The organism is Streptomyces sp. 6-11-2, assembly GCF_006540305.1.
GTDB lineage: Bacteria > Actinomycetota > Actinomycetes > Streptomycetales > Streptomycetaceae > Streptomyces.
On the sequence record NZ_BJOR01000001.1, the window covers coordinates 549,301 to 569,406 of the forward strand.

The 20,106-nt window shown below is 74.5% G+C and carries 21 protein-coding genes; 10 read left to right on the forward strand and 11 right to left on the reverse strand.

The window, feature by feature from the left end:
- Positions 1–274 precede the first annotated feature (274 nt).
- The 3 genes from TNCT6_RS02550 to TNCT6_RS02560 form a co-directional block, all read right to left on the reverse strand.
- Positions 275–1,030, reverse strand: coding sequence for a polysaccharide deacetylase family protein (locus TNCT6_RS02550; protein WP_253266004.1), 756 nt, complete (start codon positions 1,028–1,030; stop codon positions 275–277).
- Between the two features lie 64 nt (positions 1,031–1,094).
- A complete protein-coding gene (locus tag TNCT6_RS02555) occupies positions 1,095–2,114 on the reverse strand; it encodes a DMT family transporter (RefSeq protein WP_141356129.1) in 1,020 nt (339 codons plus the stop codon).
- Between the two features lie 8 nt (positions 2,115–2,122).
- The gene (locus TNCT6_RS02560) at positions 2,123–2,971 is read right to left on the reverse strand and encodes an SDR family oxidoreductase (RefSeq protein ID WP_141356131.1); all 849 of its coding nucleotides are present in this window, start codon (positions 2,969–2,971) and stop codon (positions 2,123–2,125) included.
- 299 nt (positions 2,972–3,270) lie between these two features.
- Here TNCT6_RS02560 and TNCT6_RS02565 point away from each other — a divergent pair, with 299 nt between their 5' ends.
- A complete protein-coding gene (locus tag TNCT6_RS02565; protein ID WP_141365984.1) occupies positions 3,271–4,338 on the forward strand; it encodes a glycosyltransferase in 1,068 nt (355 codons plus the stop codon).
- Positions 4,339–4,360: 22 nt separating this feature from the next.
- On the opposite strand, the gene TNCT6_RS02570 is transcribed toward TNCT6_RS02565, so the two are convergent.
- Both TNCT6_RS02570 and TNCT6_RS02575 read right to left on the reverse strand, forming a co-directional pair.
- Positions 4,361–4,831 (reverse strand): RpiB/LacA/LacB family sugar-phosphate isomerase, encoded by a 471-nt coding sequence (locus TNCT6_RS02570; RefSeq protein WP_141356133.1) that lies wholly within the window; start codon positions 4,829–4,831, stop codon positions 4,361–4,363.
- A 97-nt stretch (positions 4,832–4,928) separates the two neighbouring features.
- Positions 4,929–6,065: a serine/threonine-protein kinase gene (locus tag TNCT6_RS02575; protein WP_253266005.1), complete on the reverse strand. Its 1,137-nt coding sequence runs from the start codon at positions 6,063–6,065 to the stop codon at positions 4,929–4,931.
- Positions 6,066–6,367: 302 nt separating this feature from the next.
- Between TNCT6_RS02575 and TNCT6_RS39705 the strand changes: the two genes are divergently transcribed.
- Positions 6,368–6,523, forward strand: a complete 156-nt coding sequence (locus TNCT6_RS39705; RefSeq protein ID WP_172632780.1) for a hypothetical protein — start codon at positions 6,368–6,370, stop codon at positions 6,521–6,523.
- A 60-nt stretch (positions 6,524–6,583) separates the two neighbouring features.
- Here TNCT6_RS39705 and TNCT6_RS02580 read toward each other — a convergent pair whose 3' ends face one another.
- Positions 6,584–7,357 (reverse strand): sulfite exporter TauE/SafE family protein, encoded by a 774-nt coding sequence (locus tag TNCT6_RS02580; RefSeq protein ID WP_141356137.1) that lies wholly within the window; start codon positions 7,355–7,357, stop codon positions 6,584–6,586.
- Between the two features lie 63 nt (positions 7,358–7,420).
- Here TNCT6_RS02580 and TNCT6_RS02585 point away from each other — a divergent pair, with 63 nt between their 5' ends.
- From TNCT6_RS02585 to TNCT6_RS02600, 4 genes are all read left to right on the forward strand, one after another.
- Entirely contained in the window at positions 7,421–8,227 is an 807-nt protein-coding gene (locus TNCT6_RS02585) for an alpha/beta fold hydrolase (protein WP_141356139.1), read from the forward strand.
- 202 nt (positions 8,228–8,429) lie between these two features.
- The gene (locus TNCT6_RS02590; RefSeq protein ID WP_141356141.1) at positions 8,430–8,912 is read left to right on the forward strand and encodes a Dps family protein; all 483 of its coding nucleotides are present in this window, start codon (positions 8,430–8,432) and stop codon (positions 8,910–8,912) included.
- Between the two features lie 190 nt (positions 8,913–9,102).
- Positions 9,103–9,651, forward strand: a complete 549-nt coding sequence (locus TNCT6_RS02595; RefSeq protein WP_141356143.1) for a hypothetical protein — start codon at positions 9,103–9,105, stop codon at positions 9,649–9,651.
- Between the two features lie 79 nt (positions 9,652–9,730).
- Positions 9,731–10,480, forward strand: a complete 750-nt coding sequence (locus tag TNCT6_RS02600) for a DUF3566 domain-containing protein (protein ID WP_141356145.1) — start codon at positions 9,731–9,733, stop codon at positions 10,478–10,480.
- A gap of 70 nt (positions 10,481–10,550) precedes the next feature.
- Here TNCT6_RS02600 and TNCT6_RS02605 read toward each other — a convergent pair whose 3' ends face one another.
- A complete protein-coding gene (locus TNCT6_RS02605) occupies positions 10,551–11,435 on the reverse strand; it encodes a Cof-type HAD-IIB family hydrolase (RefSeq protein WP_141356147.1) in 885 nt (294 codons plus the stop codon).
- Positions 11,436–11,804: 369 nt separating this feature from the next.
- Here TNCT6_RS02605 and TNCT6_RS02610 point away from each other — a divergent pair, with 369 nt between their 5' ends.
- The 4 genes from TNCT6_RS02610 to TNCT6_RS02625 are packed head-to-tail and all read left to right on the forward strand — an operon-like array spanning position 11,805 to position 15,851.
- Positions 11,805–12,617, forward strand: a complete 813-nt coding sequence (locus tag TNCT6_RS02610) for an SAM-dependent methyltransferase (RefSeq protein ID WP_141356149.1) — start codon at positions 11,805–11,807, stop codon at positions 12,615–12,617.
- Between the two features lie 54 nt (positions 12,618–12,671).
- On the forward strand, positions 12,672–14,075 hold the full coding sequence (locus tag TNCT6_RS02615; RefSeq protein ID WP_141356151.1) for a glutamine synthetase family protein: 1,404 nt from the start codon (positions 12,672–12,674) through the stop codon (positions 14,073–14,075).
- The gene (locus TNCT6_RS02620; protein WP_141356153.1) at positions 14,075–15,289 is read left to right on the forward strand and encodes an amidohydrolase family protein; all 1,215 of its coding nucleotides are present in this window, start codon (positions 14,075–14,077) and stop codon (positions 15,287–15,289) included. The genes TNCT6_RS02615 and TNCT6_RS02620 overlap by 1 nt, the downstream gene beginning before the upstream one ends.
- A 34-nt stretch (positions 15,290–15,323) precedes the next feature.
- A complete protein-coding gene (locus TNCT6_RS02625) occupies positions 15,324–15,851 on the forward strand; it encodes an NUDIX hydrolase family protein (protein WP_172633172.1) in 528 nt (175 codons plus the stop codon).
- A 58-nt stretch (positions 15,852–15,909) separates the two neighbouring features.
- On the opposite strand, the gene TNCT6_RS02630 is transcribed toward TNCT6_RS02625, so the two are convergent.
- Genes TNCT6_RS02630 through TNCT6_RS02645 form a run of 4 tightly spaced genes read right to left on the reverse strand, consistent with a single transcriptional unit; the run spans position 15,910 to position 20,017 of the window.
- Entirely contained in the window at positions 15,910–17,376 is a 1,467-nt protein-coding gene (locus tag TNCT6_RS02630) for a sialate:H+ symport family MFS transporter (RefSeq protein WP_141365987.1), read from the reverse strand.
- Positions 17,377–17,436: 60 nt separating this feature from the next.
- On the reverse strand, positions 17,437–18,120 hold the full coding sequence (locus tag TNCT6_RS02635; protein WP_141356157.1) for an N-acetylmannosamine-6-phosphate 2-epimerase: 684 nt from the start codon (positions 18,118–18,120) through the stop codon (positions 17,437–17,439).
- A complete protein-coding gene (locus TNCT6_RS02640; RefSeq protein ID WP_141356159.1) occupies positions 18,117–19,061 on the reverse strand; it encodes an ROK family protein in 945 nt (314 codons plus the stop codon). The genes TNCT6_RS02635 and TNCT6_RS02640 overlap by 4 nt, the downstream gene beginning before the upstream one ends.
- A complete protein-coding gene (locus tag TNCT6_RS02645; protein WP_141356161.1) occupies positions 19,058–20,017 on the reverse strand; it encodes a dihydrodipicolinate synthase family protein in 960 nt (319 codons plus the stop codon). The genes TNCT6_RS02640 and TNCT6_RS02645 overlap by 4 nt, the downstream gene beginning before the upstream one ends.
- Positions 20,018–20,106 lie beyond the last annotated feature (89 nt).

Sequence of the window (20,106 nt, forward strand, 5' to 3'; positions counted from 1 at the left end):
GCGATTCGGCATCGCGCCGCGCGCGGCATCGCATACCGGCGCTGCGTGGCGCGGCGCGCCGCGGAGGCGAGCGTGCCCGCACGCCCATCGGCCCGGCCGTCCCGGCTACGGCTACGGCTACGGCTACGGCTACGGCTACGGCTCCGAGGCTTGCCCTCAAGACCCGCGGTCCATCGCGCGTCGGGCGGGCGCCCGGCCGCGGAGCAGCAGGCCCGAGGCGCCCAGAGGCTGAGGCGTGGTCGGCGTGGGAGTCCCGGGAAACGGATGGGCGGGCTCAACGCTGCCCGGCTCGGCGCAGGCCGTGTTCGGACAGGGGGCCCACCGACCAGCCGGCGTCGTGGCAGACGTGGAGAAGGCCGGGCAGGGCGCCGAGGGTTGCCTGCCAGGAGTCGGGGGCGGAGGCGTGGTCGGTGTCGTGCAGGAGGATCGTGCCGCCGCCGCGCAGGTCCGCGGTGACGGTCGTGCGGACGGAGGCGGGGGTCGCGTCCGCCGTCCAGTCGCGGCCCCAGGCGGTCCACAGCACGGGGCGCAGACCCGCGCGCCGGGCGGCGGCCCAGCGGCCCGCGGTGAGGATGCCGTAGGGCGGGCGGTACCACCGCGGCCGCAGGCCCGTGGTGTCGTGCACGGCGCGGGCCGCCCGCGCGGTCTCCCGGCCGTCCCGGGCCGGAGCCGGCAGCCAGGGGCGGCTGTGGGTCCAGCCGTGCACGGCGAGCTCGTGTCCCCGGTCCGCGATGTGCCGGGTGAGGCCGGGGAAGCGGGCCACTCTCTCGCCCAGGACGAAGAACGTGGCGCGTACGTGGAGCCGGTCCAGCTCGTCCAGGAAGCGCGGCGTGGAGGCCGGGTCCGGGCCGTCGTCGAAGGTCAGTGCGACGTGGTCGGGGCGGCCGGTCCCGGCGAGGCCGGGGAAGCACAGGGCCCGGAAGCGGGGCAGCCAGGTGGCCGCCGGGACGATGTGGGCGGCCGCGACGGCGGCCACCGGCGTGAGGGCCGCCAGCGCGGTGCGCGCGGGACGGCTGCTTGGCTCTGCCACCTGCCGACTCCTCCTCACCGGTGCTCTGCCCGCCACCTGCCGGCTCCTCCTCGGGCTCATGGCCTCACGGGTGCTCCGCCTGCGCCCTTCCCGGACCGGAGGCCGCGCCGACCGCCGATTCCGCGTCCCACTTGCCCGACACGGCGGGGGAACGGGACAGACCGACCGTCCCGGCCGCGAGCAGACCGATACCGATCGCCTCGGGCACCATGCGTACGCCCAGGGCGATGTGTTCCCCGAACAGCGCCCATCCCAGCGCCATGCTCGTCAGGGCGTCGCCGAGGGTGAGGGCGGGCTGGGAGGCGACGAGCGTGCCCGCCCGGAAGGCGCACTGGAGCAGTCCGAAGGCGGCCAGCCCGGTGATCGCCGTGGCGTACGGCGTCCAGTTCGACAACAGCGTGGCCAGGCCCTGCGCATAGAGGCCCGTCACCTCCTTGAGCAGGGCGGCCGTCGCCGCGAACAGCACGGCCGAGGCCAGACCGAGCACGGCGGCCCGGGGCGGGCCCTTGACCAGCCGCGCCACGCCGATCAGCAGGAGCACCAGGCACGCCAGGGCGACGCCGACGGGGATCCAGCGCGCCGCCTCGGCCGTGTCGCGTCCGGCGGACGGCGAGGCGGCGCCGAGGAAGACGGCCAGTCCGGCGGCCAGGGCGAGGAAGGACAGCCAGGTGATCCGGGCCGGCCGCCGGCGGAAGACGACGCTGCCCATCGCCAGCGTGAACAGCAGTTCGGTCGCCAGCAGGGGCTGGACGAGTGACAGGCTCCCGACGGCCAGCGCCGCGGCCTGCAACACCGCGGACACGGCCAGCATGGCCGCCCCGGCCAGCCAGAACCGCCGCCGCCTGACCTTGACGGCGTGCGGCGTACGCGCGCCGACCGGTCCGTGTCCGCCCTCCGCCGCCGGGGGGTCCGGGCCGCCGCCCTCCCCGCGCCGGTCCGGCGTCCCGCCCGCCGTACCGCCGGTGCGCCGGTCGCCCCCTCCCCCGCCCCCCGGCGTCTCCGTCGCCGCGCGCCTCATCAGTACCGAGGCCGCGGCGTTGGCGCACGCGGCGAACAGTGCGAGGACGATGGTGATCGCGTTCACCCCGTGCGTCACCCGAACCGTGCGGCGAGGCGGCGGTACAGGGCGGGCGCGGCACCGCGCACCCGGCCCGGCAGCCGGGTCCAGCCGGGGACGTACACCTCGTCCCGGCCCCGCGACACCGCCTCCCACACCGCGTCGGCGACCCGGCTCGCCGGGACGGGCCGGGGCCGGGAGCGCCGGTAGGGCACTCCGCGGCGGTCGAAGAACGGCGTGTCGACCACCCCGGGCACCACATGGCTGATGCCGACCCCCGTGCCGCGCAGTTCGTAGCGCACGGCGTCGGCGAAGGCGCCCAGCGCGGCCTTGGCGGCGGAGTAGACGGCCTCGTCGCGGACACCGACCGTGCCCGCCAGGGAGCCGATGATGACCACGCGGCCCGTGCCCTGCCTGATCATCTGGGGCAGCAGCAGCCGGACCAGGCGCAGCGTCGCCAGCACGTTGACGTCGAACAGCTCGTCGATGGCGGGCTGCGGCATGGTGCTGAACGGCCCGGCCCACCCGATGCCCGCGCCCGCCACCAGCAGGTCGACGCGGCCGACGCTGTCGAGCGCGAACTCCGCCAGTCGCCGCTCGGCGCCCTGGCCGGACAGGTCCGCCGGGAAGGCCACGGCCGAGGTGCCCCGGGCGACCTCCTCCAGCCGGGCGCGGTCGCGCCCGTTGAGCACCAGGCGCCAGCCGCCCTCCGCGGCGAGCCGCCGTGCCACGGCCGCGCCGATCCCGGACGAGGCCCCGGTCACCAGCGCGCCCCCGCCCGGCGCCGCGGCACCGCCGGTCCGGCCGGGCGCGGCGCTTGGCGCCACCGGTGCCTCGACCGGCGTGCCGGAGCCGGACCGTACGCGGGAGGGGGCGTGGGACATCGGGACGCACCTCGAGGATCGGACGGACCGAGGGCCGCCGGTGCGGCCCCGGCGGTACGGGACGGCCTCCGGGCTGGTGAAGTATCCCGGAGGCTGTGCCCGAAACGTGGGACGGGCCCAAGGGTGTGCCCGTTCGTTTGACTGCGGTGGGTGAGGGTTACTCACTTCCAGTGTCGTCCGAATCGTCCGTGCCGCCACCGCTGCCCGCCGCCCGCGAGCCCGGCACGCGCCACGCGCCCGCCCGGCCGAGCCCGACGTCCCCGCCGGAAGCGGAGCGGCTGCTCGTGGTGACCGCGAGCATGGGGTCGGGCCATGACACGGTGGCCGCCGAACTGGTCCGCCGCGCCCGCGCCGCCGGCAAGGAGGCCCGTGTCGTGGACGTGCTTGGCCTGCTGCCAGGCGGTCTGGGAAGCGGCCTGCGCGGCTTCTACCGGACCGTCGTACGTCGGGCCCCCTGGGTCTACGCCGGTATCTACGACCTGTTCCTCGCGCCCGGCCCCCGGCCACGCCCGAGCGGCACCCCGCTGGCACGGCTGGCCGGTGGGCGTCTGCTGAGCCTGGTGGGTGAGTGGCGGCCCGATGTCGTCGTGCCGGTCTTCCATCTGGCCGCCCAGCTCACCGGCCACCTCCGGGCGCGCGGCGCGCTGCGGGTGCCCAGCGCGGTGGTCGTCGTCGACTTCGCGGCGCACCGTCAGTGGCTGCATCCGGGCAACGACCTACATGTGTGCCTCACGGACGAGACCGCTCGGGAGGTCCGGCGGGGCACCGGCCGGGCGGCGGAGGCGACCGGTCCGGTCGTGGCACCGGAGTTCTTCGCCGCCGGACCGGGGACGGCCGTGTGGCGGCGCCGGCTGGAGCGGCACGGCGGCGGGCGGCCCGCGGTGCTGGTCTCCGCGGGCGCCTGGGGAGCCGGCAGCCGGCTGGCCGACACGGCCCGGCTGCTCGCCGCGCACGGTTTCCTGCCGGTCGTGCTCTGCGGACGCAACGAACGGCTGCGCCGCGCCCTGTCCGCGACGCCCGGTGTCCTCACCCCCGGTTGGGTGACGGACATGCCGGAGTTGCTGCACGCGTGTGCCGCCCTGGTGGACAACGCGGCCGGGCAGACCGCGGTACAGGCGCTCGCCGCGGGCCTGCCCGTCGTCGGTCACCGCCCGCTGCCCGGACACGGCGCGGAGGGGCTGCGCCGTATGGCGGCCCTCGGCGTCTGCGACCACGCACCCGACCCGGATGCCCTGCTGCGCGCCCTGACCCGCCTCACGGCGCCGGGCGCGCCACGTGAGGAACGGATCGCGGCCGGGCGTGCCCTCTTCCGGCAGGACCCGCTCGACCTGGTCGTACGGGCCGCGGGGGCGAGCCGCCCTTCCTAGGCCCTGCCCCTCCGGGGGCTTCTCAGGGCCGGTCGCCCCGGGTCTCGTCCCGCCGAAGGTCCAGGCGTCCTACGCGGGCGACGTTCTCGCGGTCCTCGGTGTCCTCGCTCGGCGCGGCGGCGAACCAGGCGTCGAGGATCTCCTTGAGCAGCGGTTCGGAGGTCAGCCGCAGGCCGAGCGCGAGCACATTGGCGTCGTTCCAGCGGCGTGCTCCGTCCGCCGTGTAGGCGTCGGTGCACAGAGCGGCCCGTACGCCGGGCACCTTGTTCGCGGCGATGGACGCGCCCGTGCCGGTCCAGCAGCACACAACGGCCTGGTCGGCCCGTCCCTCGGCGACGTCACGGGCCGCGGCGGCCGAGCACGCCGCCCACTGGGGGTCGTCCCCGGGGCGCAGCGCACCGTGGGTCACCACCTCGTGCCCGCGCTCGCGCAGCAGGGCGACGAGCGAGCGGGCGACGGGTTCGGCCATGTCCGAGGAGACGGAGATCCGCATGTGCCGGAGACTACTCAGCGCGCCGTCCGGACTCCAGGGGCGCCCGCCCGCTCCGGCCGGCGACCGAGCGCGCGGGGTCGTCCACCCGCGGGCGTGTCTAGGAGAACCACGCCATCCCGAGGAGCAGCGCGGAGACGAAGAGGACGGCGCCGCCCACGACGGCGGCGGCACGGGAGTGGCGGCGCAGCGAGGAGCGCACTCCGGGTCGGCGCGCGGGCACCCGGTGCACGCTGGTGTTCCAGCCGGAGTCCATGCCCGCGGCCCCCGACGCGACGCCGGCGCGAGCGGGGACGGGAGCGGCGGCGGCGCGGCGGTGCGCGGGAGCCGTGCCCCGCTGGCTCGGACCGCGGTGCTGTCCGCGTCCCCCGCCCCCGTCCCACTGCTCCGGGGGAAGCGGTTCCGGAACGCCACGCCACGCGCCGCCCGCGAACCAGTCCGCCGCCTGCCGGGCCGTGGGCCGTTCCTCGGGCCGTTTGGCCAGCATGCTCAGCAGGTACGCCTCGAAGGCGGGCGGCAGCGCCGCGCCACGCTGGTGCGGCGGTACGGGCGAGGAGTCGACGTGCTGGTAGAGCAGCGCGGTCGCGGTCGACGCCTCGAAGGGCGGGGAGCCGACGGACAGGTGGTAGAGCACGCAGCCCAGTGAGTACATGTCGGAGGCCGCGCTCGCCGGGGTGCCGATGGCCCGTTCGGGCGCCAGGTAGAGACCGGTGCCGACGATCTGCCCGGTGGTGGTGAGCGCGCCCGAGGGGTCGTCGACGAAGCGGGCTATGCCGAAGTCGGCGATGCGGACGGTGCCCTGGTGGTCGCTGAGCAGGTTGCCGGGTTTGACGTCCCGGTGCACGATGCCCTGGGCGTGCGCCGCGGCGAGGCCCTCGGCGGAGTGCTGGGCCACCTGGGCCAGACGTTCCGGTGAGAGCGGGCCGCCGGCGGTCAGTTCACCGGCCAGGCTGTCGCCCTCGATGAGTTCCATGACGAGGAAGCAGCGGTCCTCCCAGGCGCCGAAGTCGAGCGTCCCGACCACGTGCGGATGGTTCAGCCGGGCCGAGGTCTGCGCCTCCAGTCTGAACCGGGCCTCGGCGGAGGCGTCCGACCCGTCGTTCAGCAGCAGTTTGACCGCGATCGGTCTGCCGAGCACCTCGTCGAGGCCCCGCCAGACCTCGCCCATTCCGCCGCGCCCGATGACCGTCTGCAGCCGGTACCGCCCCGCCACCAGCACCCGTAGCCCCGCCCTCAAGATCCCCGAAGTCCCGCCCTCACGACCACTCTCCGCAGCGGGCGCGGCAGCAGCCGGGCAGCGCATACGGATCGCGGCAACCGCGCCTCATCTTAACGATCACTCAGGGTGCTCCCGACCCCTGCGCGGCCCTCCCGGGCGGATTGTCCGGACAAGAAACCTTCCGAGTTTCGGACCGGGGCCCTCCGAGTGAAAAGCACGGAGTCGCCCGTCGCACAAATATGTAGAGCTGATCACGTATGTCATCGTCGCCCTACCCGGCTGATCCACTCGGGAAGGACTCGGGAAGGAGAGGACGAACAGTGACCCCTCTTACATGGCTGCTCATCCCCCTGGCGGTGGTGTTCATGACGAGCGTCTGGGGCCTCCTCGCGGGACGGCCGCGGCGCACCGACGACATGGCGGACGTGGAGCGCTACGACCGCCTCCGCGCGGCGCTGGCCCGCGCGGCCTCCTGACCGGACGGTCTCCCGACCCGGACGACCTCCCGACCTGACACCTCCCGACCGGATGACCGGCTAGCGCAGCAGCAGTTGCAAGCCGCCCACGACGGTGGCCGCGATCACCAGCCGCTCGAACAGCCGCTGGTTGATGCGGTGCACCGCCCACTTGCCGAGCAGCGCACCGGGCACGACGAAGACCACCAGCACGGCGTCCAGCAGGAGCGAGCGGCCGTCGATCAGTCCGAGACCGGCGCTGAAGGGCACCTTGGAGACGTTGACGATGAGGAAGAAGAAGGCCGACGTACCGAGGAAGCCGAGCTTGCGGAAGCCCGCCGACAGCAGGTACAGCGACATCACCGGGCCACCCGCGTTGGCGACCATGGTGGTGAACCCGCCGAGGACGCCGTAGAAGCGGGCCTTGAGACGGCCCGGACGGGTGGTGACCGAGTCCGGCTCCTCCCCCCGGTCGGCGCTGCGGCGCCGCCACACCGTCACCCCCGCCATCAGCAGCAGGATCGCCCCGATCGACGTCCGTACGATCCCGTCGTCGGCCCACATCAGGAACAGGGTGCCGACGACCACCCCCGCCGCGACCGCCGGGAACAGCCGCCACAGCGTGGGCCAGTGCGCGTGCCGCCGGTAGGTGAGGACGGCGAGTACATCGCCGGCGATCAGGACCGGCAGCAGCACCCCGGTGGAGGCGCGGGCGGGCAGGACGGCCGCGAAGACGGCGAGGCTCACCGTGTTGGCCCCGCTGACGGCGGTCTTCGAGAAGCCGACGAGCAGGGCCGCGAAGGCGAGCGCGGCGAATCCCCACCCGGATATGTTCCAGAGCGTCATCGTGTTCATGCGGTGACCGATGTTATGTCCTGACAACCGAGGGGCGTAAGGACCGTCTCACCTGGAGGAGCCATGGCCGACGTCCGCGAGCACGTCCTGACCGGTGTCCGGGGCGCACTCGCCGTCCGCGAGTGGCCGCAGCCGCGACCGCGGTACGTCGCCCTCGTGGTGCACGGGTACGGCGAGCACTCCGGCCGCTACGAGGAGCCGGCCCGCGCACTGGGCGCGCACGGAGCGGCCGTGTACGGCCCCGACCACCTGGGCCACGGGAAGTCGGCGGGCGAACGCGTGGTGGTCGAGGACTTCGAGGAGGTCGTCACCGACGTGCGCGCCGTGGCGGATCTCGCCCGTGCCGCGCACCCCGGACTGCCGCTCGTGCTGATCGGCCACTCCATGGGCGGGCTGATCTCCGCCCGCTACGCCCAGCGCCACGGCGCGGAACTCGCCGCGCTCGTGCTGTCCGGGCCGGTCATCGGCGCCTGGGAGCTGCCGGGCCGGCTGCTGGCCCTGGACGAGCTCCCCGACACGCCGGTCAGCCCGGCCGCGCTGTCCCGGGACACGGCGGTCGGTGCGGCGTACGCGGCGGACCCGCTCGTCTGGCACGGCCCGATGAAGCGGCCGACGGTCGAGGCGTTCGCGCGAACCCTGAAGGCCGTCGCCGAGGGCGGCGACGTCGGGGAGCTGCCCGTGCTGTGGCTGCACGGCGACGACGACCGGCTGGTCCCGCTCGGCGGGAGCCGGGCCGGGATCGAGCGGCTGGGCGGCGCGCTGACCGAGCGGATCTACCCGGACGCCCGGCACGAGGTGTTCCTGGAGACGAACCGCGCGGAGGTGTTCGCCGACATGACGGAGTTCCTGGACCGCGTACTCGCGCACTGAGCGCCCGTCTCCCGGCCGGGAAAGAGCGTCCGACCTGGGCGGGGCGGTTGTTTGCCCCCTTTCGACGAGGGCACTCGCGCCCCCATGGAGTGGTTGCGCGGTGCGGGTGGGACCGGCCGGGACCGGCGAGGCCGAACGCATCGCACCGCTCCGTACCGCCATGGACGACTCCCGGAGACGACTCCCCAAGGAGAACCACCGTATGACTGTCGTGAAGAGCACGATCCCCGAAGCGGCCCTTCAGGTCACCGGGGACGCGCTGCAGAGCACTCTCGTGGACCTTCTCGGGCTCTCCCTGATCGGGAAGCAGGCGCACTGGAACATCGTGGGACCGCGGTTCCGGTCCATCCATCTCCAGCTCGACGAAGTGGTGGCGGCGGCCCGCGAGTTCGCCGACACGGTAGCGGAGCGCGCCGCGGCGCTGGGCCTGCCGCCGGACGGACGCCCGGAAACGATCGCCTCGGCCTTCACCCTGCCCGGCCCCAAGGACGGCTGGGTGCGCGACACGGAGGTCGTCGAGGTCATGGTCGAGTCCCTGGAGGCGGCCATCAAGCGGCTGCGCGAGCGCATCGACGCGACGGAGAAGCCCGACCCGGTCTCCCAGGACCTGCTGATCACGATCACGGCCGAACTGGAGAAGCATCGCTGGATGTTCGCCGCCGAGAACGTGAGCGAGCGCGGCTGAGCACCGCCCGGTGGCAGGCCGCCGGGCCGGCGCGCGTACCGCCGTCACCCGAGCGGCCCCGTCCCGCGGCGGCGGGCATGCGGGACGGGAGCGCCGCGCCTAACGTCGAGAGCGCACACCAACGGCGGTGTCCGGGACGGCCCCGACTCCGTCCGCGGGTGTCGGTTCGGCGTGGGAGGCCGGTCAGCCAATGAGACTCACCGAAGCACGCCGCCGCGACCGGGACCGGGACCGGCCGCTGCTCGTCAGCAGGTGGCACGAGACGGCGGACCGGCATCTGACCCAGCTGCGACGGTCGTTGCTGATCACGTGGATCTCCTTCGGGGTCACCTTCGGCACCGTCCGCGTCATCACGCACGGCATCCGGGGCGGCTGGCTGCCCTGGGGGGGCATCTCCGCCGGTGGCGAGCACCTGCACCACTACAACCTCGGCATCGCCACCCTCGCCGGGGTGGGCCTGATCGCCGTACGCGGTGACGAACGCGCGGTCGGGCACCCCGCCGTCGCGGCCGCCTATGGCTGCGGCACGGCCCTGATCTGCGACGAGTTCGCACTCCTGCTGGATCTCCGCGACGTCTACTGGGCCAAGCAGGGCCGGATCAGCGTCGACGTCTCCCTCGGAGTCATCTCCGTGCTGGGCGCCTACCTGACGGCGAAGCCGTTCTGGCACGAGATCGGCCGTGTCACGCGGCACCACATCGTCGCCGCGGCCGCACGCCACGGCGGCGCCAGCGCCTGATTCCCGCACCGCCCACCACGGCCCGGCCGCCGTCACGCACGCCGCGCAGGGCGGTCGCACCCACTGTGAGGAGCAAGGCATGAGCCCAGCCGAGCACCAGGAGCGCGGCGCCGAGGCCTCCGGGCAGGACCCCGCCCCGCAGCAGTGCGGGGTCCAGGACCGGTCCGTGCGGAGCCAGGCGGCGGGACCGGGGCCGTCCGCGATACGCATGCGCGTAGCGCGGGCCGATCCCTGGTCGGTGATGTCGATGAGCTGTCTGGTGCTGCTGGGACTCGGTGCCTGCGTGCTCGTCACCATGGTGCTCGTCTGGGCCATGCTCACCGCGATGGACCCGGAAGCCTGGCCCTCCTTCGGCTGGACGCTCGTCATCGCCGCCGGTGTCGTCACCCTGGAGGTCGTCCTGGGCACGGCCATGGCGACCCTGGGCGCGTTCCTCTACAACATGTCCTCGCAGTACGCCGGGGGTGTCCATCTGACGCTGGCCGACGACCCGGCGATGGTCCGCGAAGGCCGGCCCGATCTGCTGCCGGACGTCGGCCGTGCGTACCACCGTCTCCAGGACCGCCTGGGATTCCCGCCGCCCGGCTGCGGAGCGCGCTACGTCGAGTTCGCCGACCGCTGCGGCGACGCGTGGCGGCGGCTGCGCGGCCGGGCCGGGGACTGGCGGACCGCTCGGCAGGGCAGTCGGCAGGACAGCCGGTGCGACACTCGGCAGGACGCGAACAGCCGGCCCGGCCCGGACGACGGCCACGGTCACGGCCAGGACGACCGCGACCGCAGGGACCGGGACGACCCGGACACCCGGGTCGAGGAGACCACTCCCGGCTGACGATCCGGGCTCCCCGCTGCCGACGGCCGGGACTCCCCCCGGCTCCGAACACCCGACGGTCAGCCGGCGGTCAGCCGCCGAGGCCGGGCGGCAGGTGCAACAGGCGCGCGATGGTGCGCAGTACGCCGTTGTCGTTGTTGGAGGGGGCCAGGTGGCGGGCCCGGCCGATGACCTCGGGGTGGGCGTTGGCCATGGCGAACGACCACTCGGCGGCGTCCAGCATCTCCAGGTCGTTGAGGTAGTCGCCGAACACCAGGGTCTGGGCAGGCGTGATCCCCAGATCCCGCTGGAGCCGGCGCAGCGCGGCGCCCTTGTCGGCGGTGCGGTTCATCACGTCGACCCAGTGCTCGCCCGAGACGACGACCTGGTGGGTGGCGGCGAACGGCGCCAGCGCCGGGGCGGTGGTCCGTTCGGCCGACCCGAAGTCGAACAGGGCCACCTTGATGATGTCGTCGTCGACGGCAGCCGCGTCCGGCACGATCCTGTGCCGTACGTAGTACTTGCGGACCTCGGCCAGGAAGGCCTCGTCGGTCCGCTCCACATGGGCCGACCGCTTGCCGCAGACCACGGCGCCCACGTCCACGCCCTGCGCGACGAGTTCCCGTACGGCTCCGACGAGGCGGGCCGCGACGGCCGGGTCCAGGGGGTCGGAGCTCAGCTCCACGCCGTCCCGGACGACATAGGTGCCGTTCTCCGCGATGAACACCATGCCCTCGTCGTGGCCGGCGAACTGCTCGGCCAGCGTGGCGTACTGGCGGCCGCTCGCGGGGCTGAACAGCACGCCGCGGCGGCGCAGCTCGGCCAGGGTCGGCCACAGTCCGGCCGGGAGTCGCTTGGCGTCGTCCAGGAGCGTGCCGTCCATGTCGGTGACGATCAGCCGTATGCCGGCGGGGCCCGTGACGGTTTCCGGGGCGGGTTCGGGGGTGGTGAGCAGGGGCGAGGGTGTGCTGGGCATGTCCGTTTTCCGTGGCGGGCGCGGCGGGCGCGCCCCGGGTGGTGGGGCGCCGGCTCCGTTGCCGTGCGCGGGGGCGGTGGTCGACGCCGTACCGGCTCCGGGACGTCGTCAGCCGGGTCGGTCGGGCCGCGCCGCCGCGGTGACGCCACGGCCCCGCCAGCCTACCGGGGCCGCCTGGCAGGGGTTTTGCCCGACCAGGTCCGGGGCCGCCCGGGGCCCGGGTCCGGCGGTCTTCCCGGCCGGCCGGGTTCGGCCGATTCCCGGACACGGTGATCACCGGGCGGCACAATGGCGGCGTCGGCCGCGGGCAGGGCGCGACCACGGCCACGGCAGTCACGAGACGGCACGCGACGAACCAGGAGTGCAGACGTGAGCGAGAGCCACACCCCGCCGGACGGGTCGCCGAGGCTGGACACCACGGTGGCGCACAACGCGCGCGTGTGGAACCACTGGGTCGGCGGCAAGGACAACTACGAGGTCGACCGGCAGGTGGGCGAGCACGTCGCCGGGATGTTCCCGGTGATCCGGGACGTGGCCCGCGGCGACCGCGAGTTCCTCGGACGGGCGGTCCGCCACCTGACCGCCGAGCGCGGGGTGCGCCAGTTCCTCGACGTCGGCACCGGGCTGCCGACGGTCGACAACACCCACGACATGGCCCAGCGGATCGCCCCGGACGCGCGGATCGTGTACGTCGACAACGACCCGGTCGTCCTCACGCACGCCCGCACGCTGCTGACCAGCACCCCCGAGGGCGCCACCGCCTACATCGAGGCCGATGTGCACGCCCCGGAGGCCATCGTCGAGCGTGCCTCCGCGACGCTCGACTTCGGCCGGCCCGTCGCGGTGATGATGCTGGGCATCCTGAACTTCGTCCTGGACACCGACGAGGCGCGCGACATCGTCCGCCGCGTCATGGCCGCGGTCCCCTCGGGCAGTTTCCTGGTGCTGACGCACCCCACCTACGACGCCGACCTCGGCGGCGAGGGCAACGTCCCGGCGATGGAGTTCTGGAACGCCAACGCCACACCGCCGATCACCGCCCGCTCCCGTGCCGAGGTGGCCGCCTTCCTCGACGGCCTGGACCTGGTCGAGCCGGGCCTGGTGCCGTGCTCGCGGTGGCGCCCGGACGGCGACTCCCCCGCCGCGGTACCGCAGTTCGGCGCGGTCGCCGTGAAACCCTGACGCGGGCGGTACCCGGCCGCCGGTTCGCCCGAGTCGAGCCCGTCGAGGAGGACTATGACCACCCTTGCCGACCCCGTCCCCGGCGGGCGTCCCGGTGACGTCGAGCGGGCCACCACGCTCAGCGGCGAACTCGCCGGGCGGGGCGTACACGGAGTCGTGCTGGCCTACGTCGACACCGCGGGGATCGCCCGGGTCAAGACGGTGCCGACGGCCAAGCTCCCCTCGGCGGCGGCCTGGGGAGCGGGCATGTCCCCGGTGTTCGACACCTTCCTGGCGCACGACTCGATCGTCACCACCGACGTCCTCGGCTCCCCCGACGGCGATCTGCGGCTCTACCCCGACCTGGACCACCTGGTGGTCCTGTCGGGGCAGCCCGGCTGGGCCTGGGCCCCGGTCGACCGGATCACGCAGGAGGGTGAGCGCCATCCCGGGTGCAGCCGTACGTTCCTGCGCCGGATCACCGCCGACGCCGAGCGGCGCCACGGCCTCACCTTCGAGGCGGCCATCGAGGTCGAGTGGGCCGTGGGCCAAGGAAACGCGCCCGGCGGCGAGTTCGAGCCCGCGGTGTCGGGTCCGGCGTACGGGGCCGTCCGGCAGGTGGAGTTGAGCGACTGCGCCGCCGATCTGCTGGCGGCCCTCGCGGCGCAGGGCGTGGACGTGGACCAGTTCCACCCCGAGTACGCGGCCGGGCAGTTCGAGGTGTCCGTCGGCGCGCTGGACCCGGTGGCGGCGGCCGACCGCAGCGTGCTGGTGCGGCAGACCGTACGGGCCGTGGCCCGGCGGCACGGGCTGAAGGTCTCCTTCGCGCCGGCCGTCCTCGCGCGGGGCGTGGGCAACGGTGGCCATGTGCACCTCTCGGCCTGGCGCGACGGGACCAACCTGCACTCCGGGGGCGACGGCCGCCACGGCATGACGGCCGAGGCCGAGTCCTTCACGGCCGGTCTCCTCGCCCACCTGCCCGCGCTGACGGCGGTGACCGCGCCGAGCCCGTCCAGCTATCTCAGGCTCAAGCCCTCCCAGTGGGCCGGGGTGTTCACCGCCTGGGGCCGGGAGACCCGCGAGGCCGCGCTGCGCGTGATCACCGGGACCCGGGGGCAGGGCGCGCGGGCGGCCAACCTGGAGGTCAAACCGGTCGACCTCGCGGCCAACCCGTACCTGGCGCTGGGCTGTCTGATCGCCGCCGGACTGGACGGGATGGCGTCGTCCGCGTCCCTGCCCGAGGAGATCACCGGGGACCCGGCCCGGTTCGGCGAGGCGGAGGCGGCGGCCCGGGGCGTACGGCGCCTGCCGGTCTCGCTGGCGGAGGCGGTCGGCGCGTTCCGCGGGGACGACCTGCTGCGCACGGCTCTCGGACCGGTGCTCGCCGACGCGGTGACCGCCGTGCGGCAGGGCGAGATCGCGGCCGTCGAGGGGCTGGACGACGAGCAGGTCGCGGCGGCGTACCGCTGGACGTACTGATGAGCGCGTCGGCCGGGGCCGGAGCGGTCCACGAGGCGCTGGCGGCGCTGCCGCTCGTGGACCACCACTGCCACGGGGTCGTCACCGCCGACCTGGACCGGACCGGCTTCGAGTCCCTGCTCACCGAGGGCGAGGTGTGGCCCGGCAGCGGCATCTCGCCGTTCGACAGCCCGGTCGGTGTGGCCGTGCGCCGGCACTGCGCCCCGGTCCTGGACCTGCCGCGCCACGCGTCCGCCGAGGTGTACCTGGCCCGCCGGGCCGAGTTGGGCGCGGCGGAGGTCAACCGGCGCTTCCTCGGCACCTGCGGCACGGCCGTCTTCTGCGTCGACACCGGCTTCGCTCCCGAGCCCGGCACCACTGCGCGGGAGCTGGCCGGCGCCGCGGGCGGCGGCGCGGTGGCGTACGAGGTCGTACGGCTGGAGCGCGTCGCGGAGGCCGTGGCGGCCGGGGGCGTCGAGCCCGGCGAGTACGGCGCCGCCTTCCGTGCGGCCGCGCAGGACGCCGTGCGGCGGCCGGGCGTGGTCGCGGTGAAGTCGGTGGCCGCCTACCGCACCGGCTTCGGCCTGGACCCGGCACGCCCCTCGCGGGAGGAGGTCGCGCGGGCGGCGGCCGGCCTGCTCGCCCGCGCGGGCGACCGTCTCGACGACCCGGTGCTCGTACGGCATCTGCTGTGGACGGCCGTCGACCTCGGTCTGCCCCTGCAGCTGCACACCGGGTTCGGCGACAGCGACATCCGCCTGCACCGCGCGGACCCCGCCCTTCTGACCGACTGGCTGCACCTGACCGCCGGCACGATCCCGGTCCTGCTGCTGCACTGCTGGCCCTACCAGCGCCAGGCCGCCTATCTGGCCGCCGTGTTCGAGGGGGTGTACCTCGACGTCGGTCTGGCACTGCACCACGTGGGTCCCGCCCGGGCCCGGGCGGTCCTGGCCGAGGCCCTGGAGATCACGCCGTTCCGCAAGCTGCTGTACAGCTCCGACGCCTACGGTCTGGCCGAGTTCCACCACCTGGGCGCCGTGGCCTTCCGGCAGGGCCTGGCCGGGCTGCTGCGGGAGCGGGTGGACGCCGACGAGCTGAGCCCGGCGGACGCGCTGCGGATCGCCCGCTGGGCCGGGCGGGACAACGCCCGGCGGGTCTACGGATTCACCGGCCCCACCGACCTCGACGACCCCGCTGACCCCACCGATCTCCCTGCTACCGAACTCCCCCATTGAGCACCACTGAAAGTATGATCAAGCGATGTCTGACATGACCGAAACCACGCCCGGTTGGCTGACCACGGACGAGCTGGAGTCGGCACGCGCCCGCATGCCGATCCTGTACGTCGAGGCGGTGCCGGTGCGCGTCGACGACAGTGGCGAAGTGACCAGTATCGGCCTGCTGCTGCGCATCGGACCGGACGGAACGGTCAGCCGGACCCTAGTCTCCGGCCGGGTGCTGCACCACGAGCGCGTGCGGGACGCCCTGCTGCGCCATCTGGAGAAGGACCTCGGCCCGGTGGCGCTGCCCCGGGTGCCGGCGTCCCTCCAGCCGTTCACCGTCGCCGAGTACTTCCCGACGGCCGGTATCACGCCGTACCACGACCCGCGTCAGCACGCCGTGTCGCTGGCCTACATCGTGCCGGTCGCCGGCGACTGCCGTCCCCGGCAGGACGCGCTGGACCTGGTGTGGTTCAGCCCGCAGGAGGCGGCCTCCGCCGCGCTGCAGAGCGAGATGCCGGGCGGGCACGGGGTGCTGCTCAAGCAGGCGCTGGCCCACGTGGGTCACGCGTACTGACGGGTGCCGCGAAGGGCGCCTCCGGCATCACCGGCGGCGCCCTCCCCGGCATGGCCGGCTATCCGGCGGTCGCACGGGCGGCCGGGGCCGGGCCACGGTCGTCCTCCGTCACGAGGTGGTCGGCCGGACCGTCCGGGTCGAGGAGCCGGCCCAGCCGTCCCGGCACGTCGAAGCCGACGAGGACCACGACGATCATCGTCCCGGCGAAGGTAAGGACGGCCAGCGCGTGGCCCAGGTCCATGCCGGAGGCGAGGCGGGCGCCGAGGACGGGGGCCACGGCGCCGCCCAGGGCGCCCACGTTGTAGGTGAAGCCCAGCGCGGCGGCCCGGGTGTGGGTCGGGAAGTGACCGCCGATGTACCGGGGCAGCAGGCCGGAGATGCCGAAGCTGGTGGCCTGCAGCGCGAACAGCAGCACGCCGAGCAGCGGCAGGCTGTCGCGCACCGCGAAGACCGGGAAGACGAAGGCCAGTGAGGCCAGCAGGGTGAGGGCGTACGCCTTCCTGGTGCCGATCCAGTCGCCCATGAACCCGGCCAGCCAGCAGCCGGCCATCGTGCCGAAGCCCGCGTAGTAGAGCGCGTCGGTGACCTGCCCGGCGTCGTAGCCCAGGTCGGTCTTCAGATAGGTGGGCAGCAGCGCCTGGATGGGCCAGGAGTACAGGAACGCGAAGAAGATCGTGACGATCATCGACACGTACAGCAGCCAGCCGCGGCGGCCGCCCAGCTGCACGGCGAAGGCGATCAGACAGGCCCCGGCGAGCACCGACAGCACCGGCACGAGACCGTCGCCGAGCGGGGTGAAGACGGCGAACAGCGAGACGGTGGCCGCCACCGCGAGCACCACGTTGACGGTGGCCCTGGACCGGGTGGTGAACAGCGGGCGGAAGGGGTTGGGCCGCTGCTCCCGCTCGGCGACCGAGGCCTTCCAGTCGGCGGCCTCGGGCAGCGCGCGACGCATCCACAGCGCGACCAGGACGGGGATCAGGCCGAGGTAGAACATCCAGCGCCAGCCGAGCGACGGCACGACCCACTTGTAGACCTGGGCGGCCAGCACCGTGCCGACGGAGTAGCCGGAGATCAGGAAGCCGCTGGCCCGGTTGCGCATGTGCACCGGCCAGCTCTCCATGACGTAGGTGGCGCTGGACGAGTATTCGCCGGCCATGCCCATGCCGATGGCGAGCCGGGCGACGAACAGGCTGGTGTAGTCCCAGGCGAATCCGCAGGCGAAGGTGCCCAGCGAGTACAGCAGGATGCTGACCACCATCGACAGCTTCCGCCCGAAGCGGTCACCGAGGGCACCGAGGAGCGCGCCGCCGAGCCACCGCGTGATGAACGCGGCGGAGACCAGGCTCGCCGCCTGGAGGGTGTCGAGGTGGAAGTCGGCGCTGATCTCGGTGAGGACCAGGGTGATCAGGACGAAGTCGAAGCCGTCGAGGACGTAGCCGATCCAGGCGGCGAAGAACGACTTCCACTGACTGCGGCCCACCTGGCGGAACCAGGGCGGCTTGGATGACGCGGTGTGGTGCACGGTTGCTCCAGGATGCCGGACGGACTCGTCGTCGAGCACCGTCGGAAGGTAAAAGCGCCTCTATCGACGTGTGAGGTGCGTCGCGAAGCGGTGGGTGAGGGCGGTCGGGGCGGTGATGGCGGTGCCGACGACCACGCTGTGGGCGCCCCGGGCGAGCGCCTCGGCCGCCTCCTCGGGGGTGCCGATCCGTCCCTCGGCGACGACCGGGGTGCCGGTCGCGCGGGCGAGGGCGGCGACCAGTTCCAGGTCGGGGCCGGACTGGCGCGGGGAGCCGGGCGCGTATCCCGACAGGGTGGTGGAGACGAAGTCGGCGCCCTGCCGGGCGGCGAGCACGCCCTCCTCCAGCGTGGCGACGTCCGCCATGACCAGGGCGCCCGCGGAGTGCACGGCGGTCACGAGGTCGGCGAAGGAGCCGCCGTCCGGGCGCGGGCGCGCCGTGGCGTCCGCGGCGACCACGTGCGCGCCGGCCTCGGCGACGGCGAGGGCGTGGCGCACGGTCGGGGTGATGTAGACGCCGGTGTCGCCGTCCTTCCACAGCCCGATCACGGGCAGGGCGACGGCGGCGGCGACGGCGGCCACCACCTCGGGACCGTTGACGCGGACGGCCGCGGCGCCGCCGGCCTCGGCGGAGCGCGCCAGCCTGACCAGGGTCGCGGTGTCGCGCATCGGGTCGCCCTCGGGAGCCTGGCAGGAGACGATCAGCCGGCCGGCGACGGCGGTTACGGGCGAGGGGATCGTGGTCATCGGGGTCCTTCCGAGGAGTGCGGGGACGGGGTGCGGGCGAGCAGGGCCGCCCCCAGTACGGCCGCGTCGGATCCGAGGCGCGGCGGCACCGGGCGCAGATGGCGCAGGGGGGCCATCAGCTCGGCGCGGAAGGCGTCGGTCAGCGCGGACCAGTACAGGTCGCCGATCCGTGGCACGCCGCCGCCGATCACGACGCGGTGCGGGCCGAGCGCGTTGGCCAGGCCGCCGACGGCGCTTCCCGTGGCCCGCGCCCCGGTGGTGATCGCCTGTCGTGCGGTGGCGTCGCCCGCGGCGGCACGTTCCGCCACGGTCTGGAGGCGGTCGGCGGTCCGGCCGCTCAGGCGCTCGTACAGTGCGGTGATCGCGGGTCCCGAGGCGATCGCCTCCAGGTGGCCGCTGCCGCCGCAGGTGCAGGGCAGGCCGGTGGCCTCGGGGCTCGGCACATGGCCCAGGTGGCCCGCGATGCCGGCGCTGCCGTGCAGCATCCGGCCGTCCACCGCGACGGCGCCGCCGACTCCGGTGCCCACGGCGACGTAGACGAGGGAGGCGGACGGGTCGCCGGCCTCGGCGAGTTCGGTGGCGGCCGTGGCGCGTACGTCGTTGTCGCAGGCGACCGGCAGCCCCGTACGGTCGGACAGGCCCGCGGCCAGCGCGGTGCCGGCCCATCCGGTGATGGAGTCGGTGGCGCTGGTGACGGTGCCGGTGCGCGGGTCCACGACACCGGCGGCGGCGACTCCGATCGCCCGGGCGCCGTGGTCCACCTCGCGGGCCGCGGCGGCGAGCGCGTCGAGCACGGCCCGCGCGCCCGCCCGCGCCGGTGTCGGGCGGGTGTGCCGGCGCAGCACCGTGCCGTCCGGGCCGACCAGGGCGGCCGCGATCTTGGTGCCGCCGAGGTCGAGTCCGATGACGGGAGCGGTGCCGGGGGCCGGGGGCCGCGTCATCGGACCGGGGTGAGCCCGGCGGCGCGCAGCCGCGCGTCGACCTCGGCGACGGGCGCGGCGCCCAGCTGGATCTGCGGGAAGGCGGTGTCGCCGCAGTCGATGACGCCCAGCAGGCGCAGGGCCGCCTTGAACGCGCCCAGCGCGGAGGAACTGCGGCCCATCTCGGCCTCGGGGCCCGCGTCGACCATGGCGAACAGGCCGGCGAGCCGCTCCTGCTCCTTGACGGCCAGCGTCCAGTCACCCGTCCGGGCGGCCTCGTAGAGCCGGACGTAGCCGGCGGGGTCGACGTTGCCCAGGCCGGGGACGACGCCGTCGGCGCCGGCCAGCAGCGCCGCGTCGACGGTCAGCTCGGAGCCGGTGAGGACGGAGAAGGCGGGCGCGGGTCCCTCGGCGCGGCCCTGGCGTCCGCCGAGTGCGACGAGCAGGCGGCGCAGGGAGCCCTCGTCGCCGCTGCTGTCCTTGAGGCCGGCCAGGGTGCCGTCGGCGGCCAGTTCGAGGATCAGGGCGGTCGACAGCTTGCTGTGCACGGAGACCGGCAGGTCGTAGGCGAACAGCGGCAGGTCCACCGTCTGGCGGATCCGGCGGAAGTGGGCGGCGATCTCCCGGGGGTGGGTGCGGGTGTAGAAGGGCGCGGTGACCACCAGTGCGTCCGCGCCGAGCTGGGCCGCCTCGCGGGCGTGGTCGAGGACGCGGGGGGTGGTGGTGTCGATGACGCCCGCGAGGACCGGTACCCGTCCGTCGACCGCGTTGACCACCGTCTCCAGGGCGGTGCCGCGCTGCTCGTCGGTGAGGTAGGCGACCTCGCTGGTCGAGCCGAGGGCGAAGAGCCCGTGGACACCGCCGCCGAGCAGGTGCTCGACCAGCCGGGCCAGGGAGGCCGTGTCGACCTCGCCGTGGGCGTCGAGCGGGGTGCACACGGGCGGGACGACTCCGCGCAGGGGTGCGGTCAGAGGCATGGGGGCTACTCCATGGGCTGGAAGACGGAACTGCTGATCGCGGCCGGCTGCTCCGCGAAAGCGACGTCAGATGTCTGACGTCTGAACAA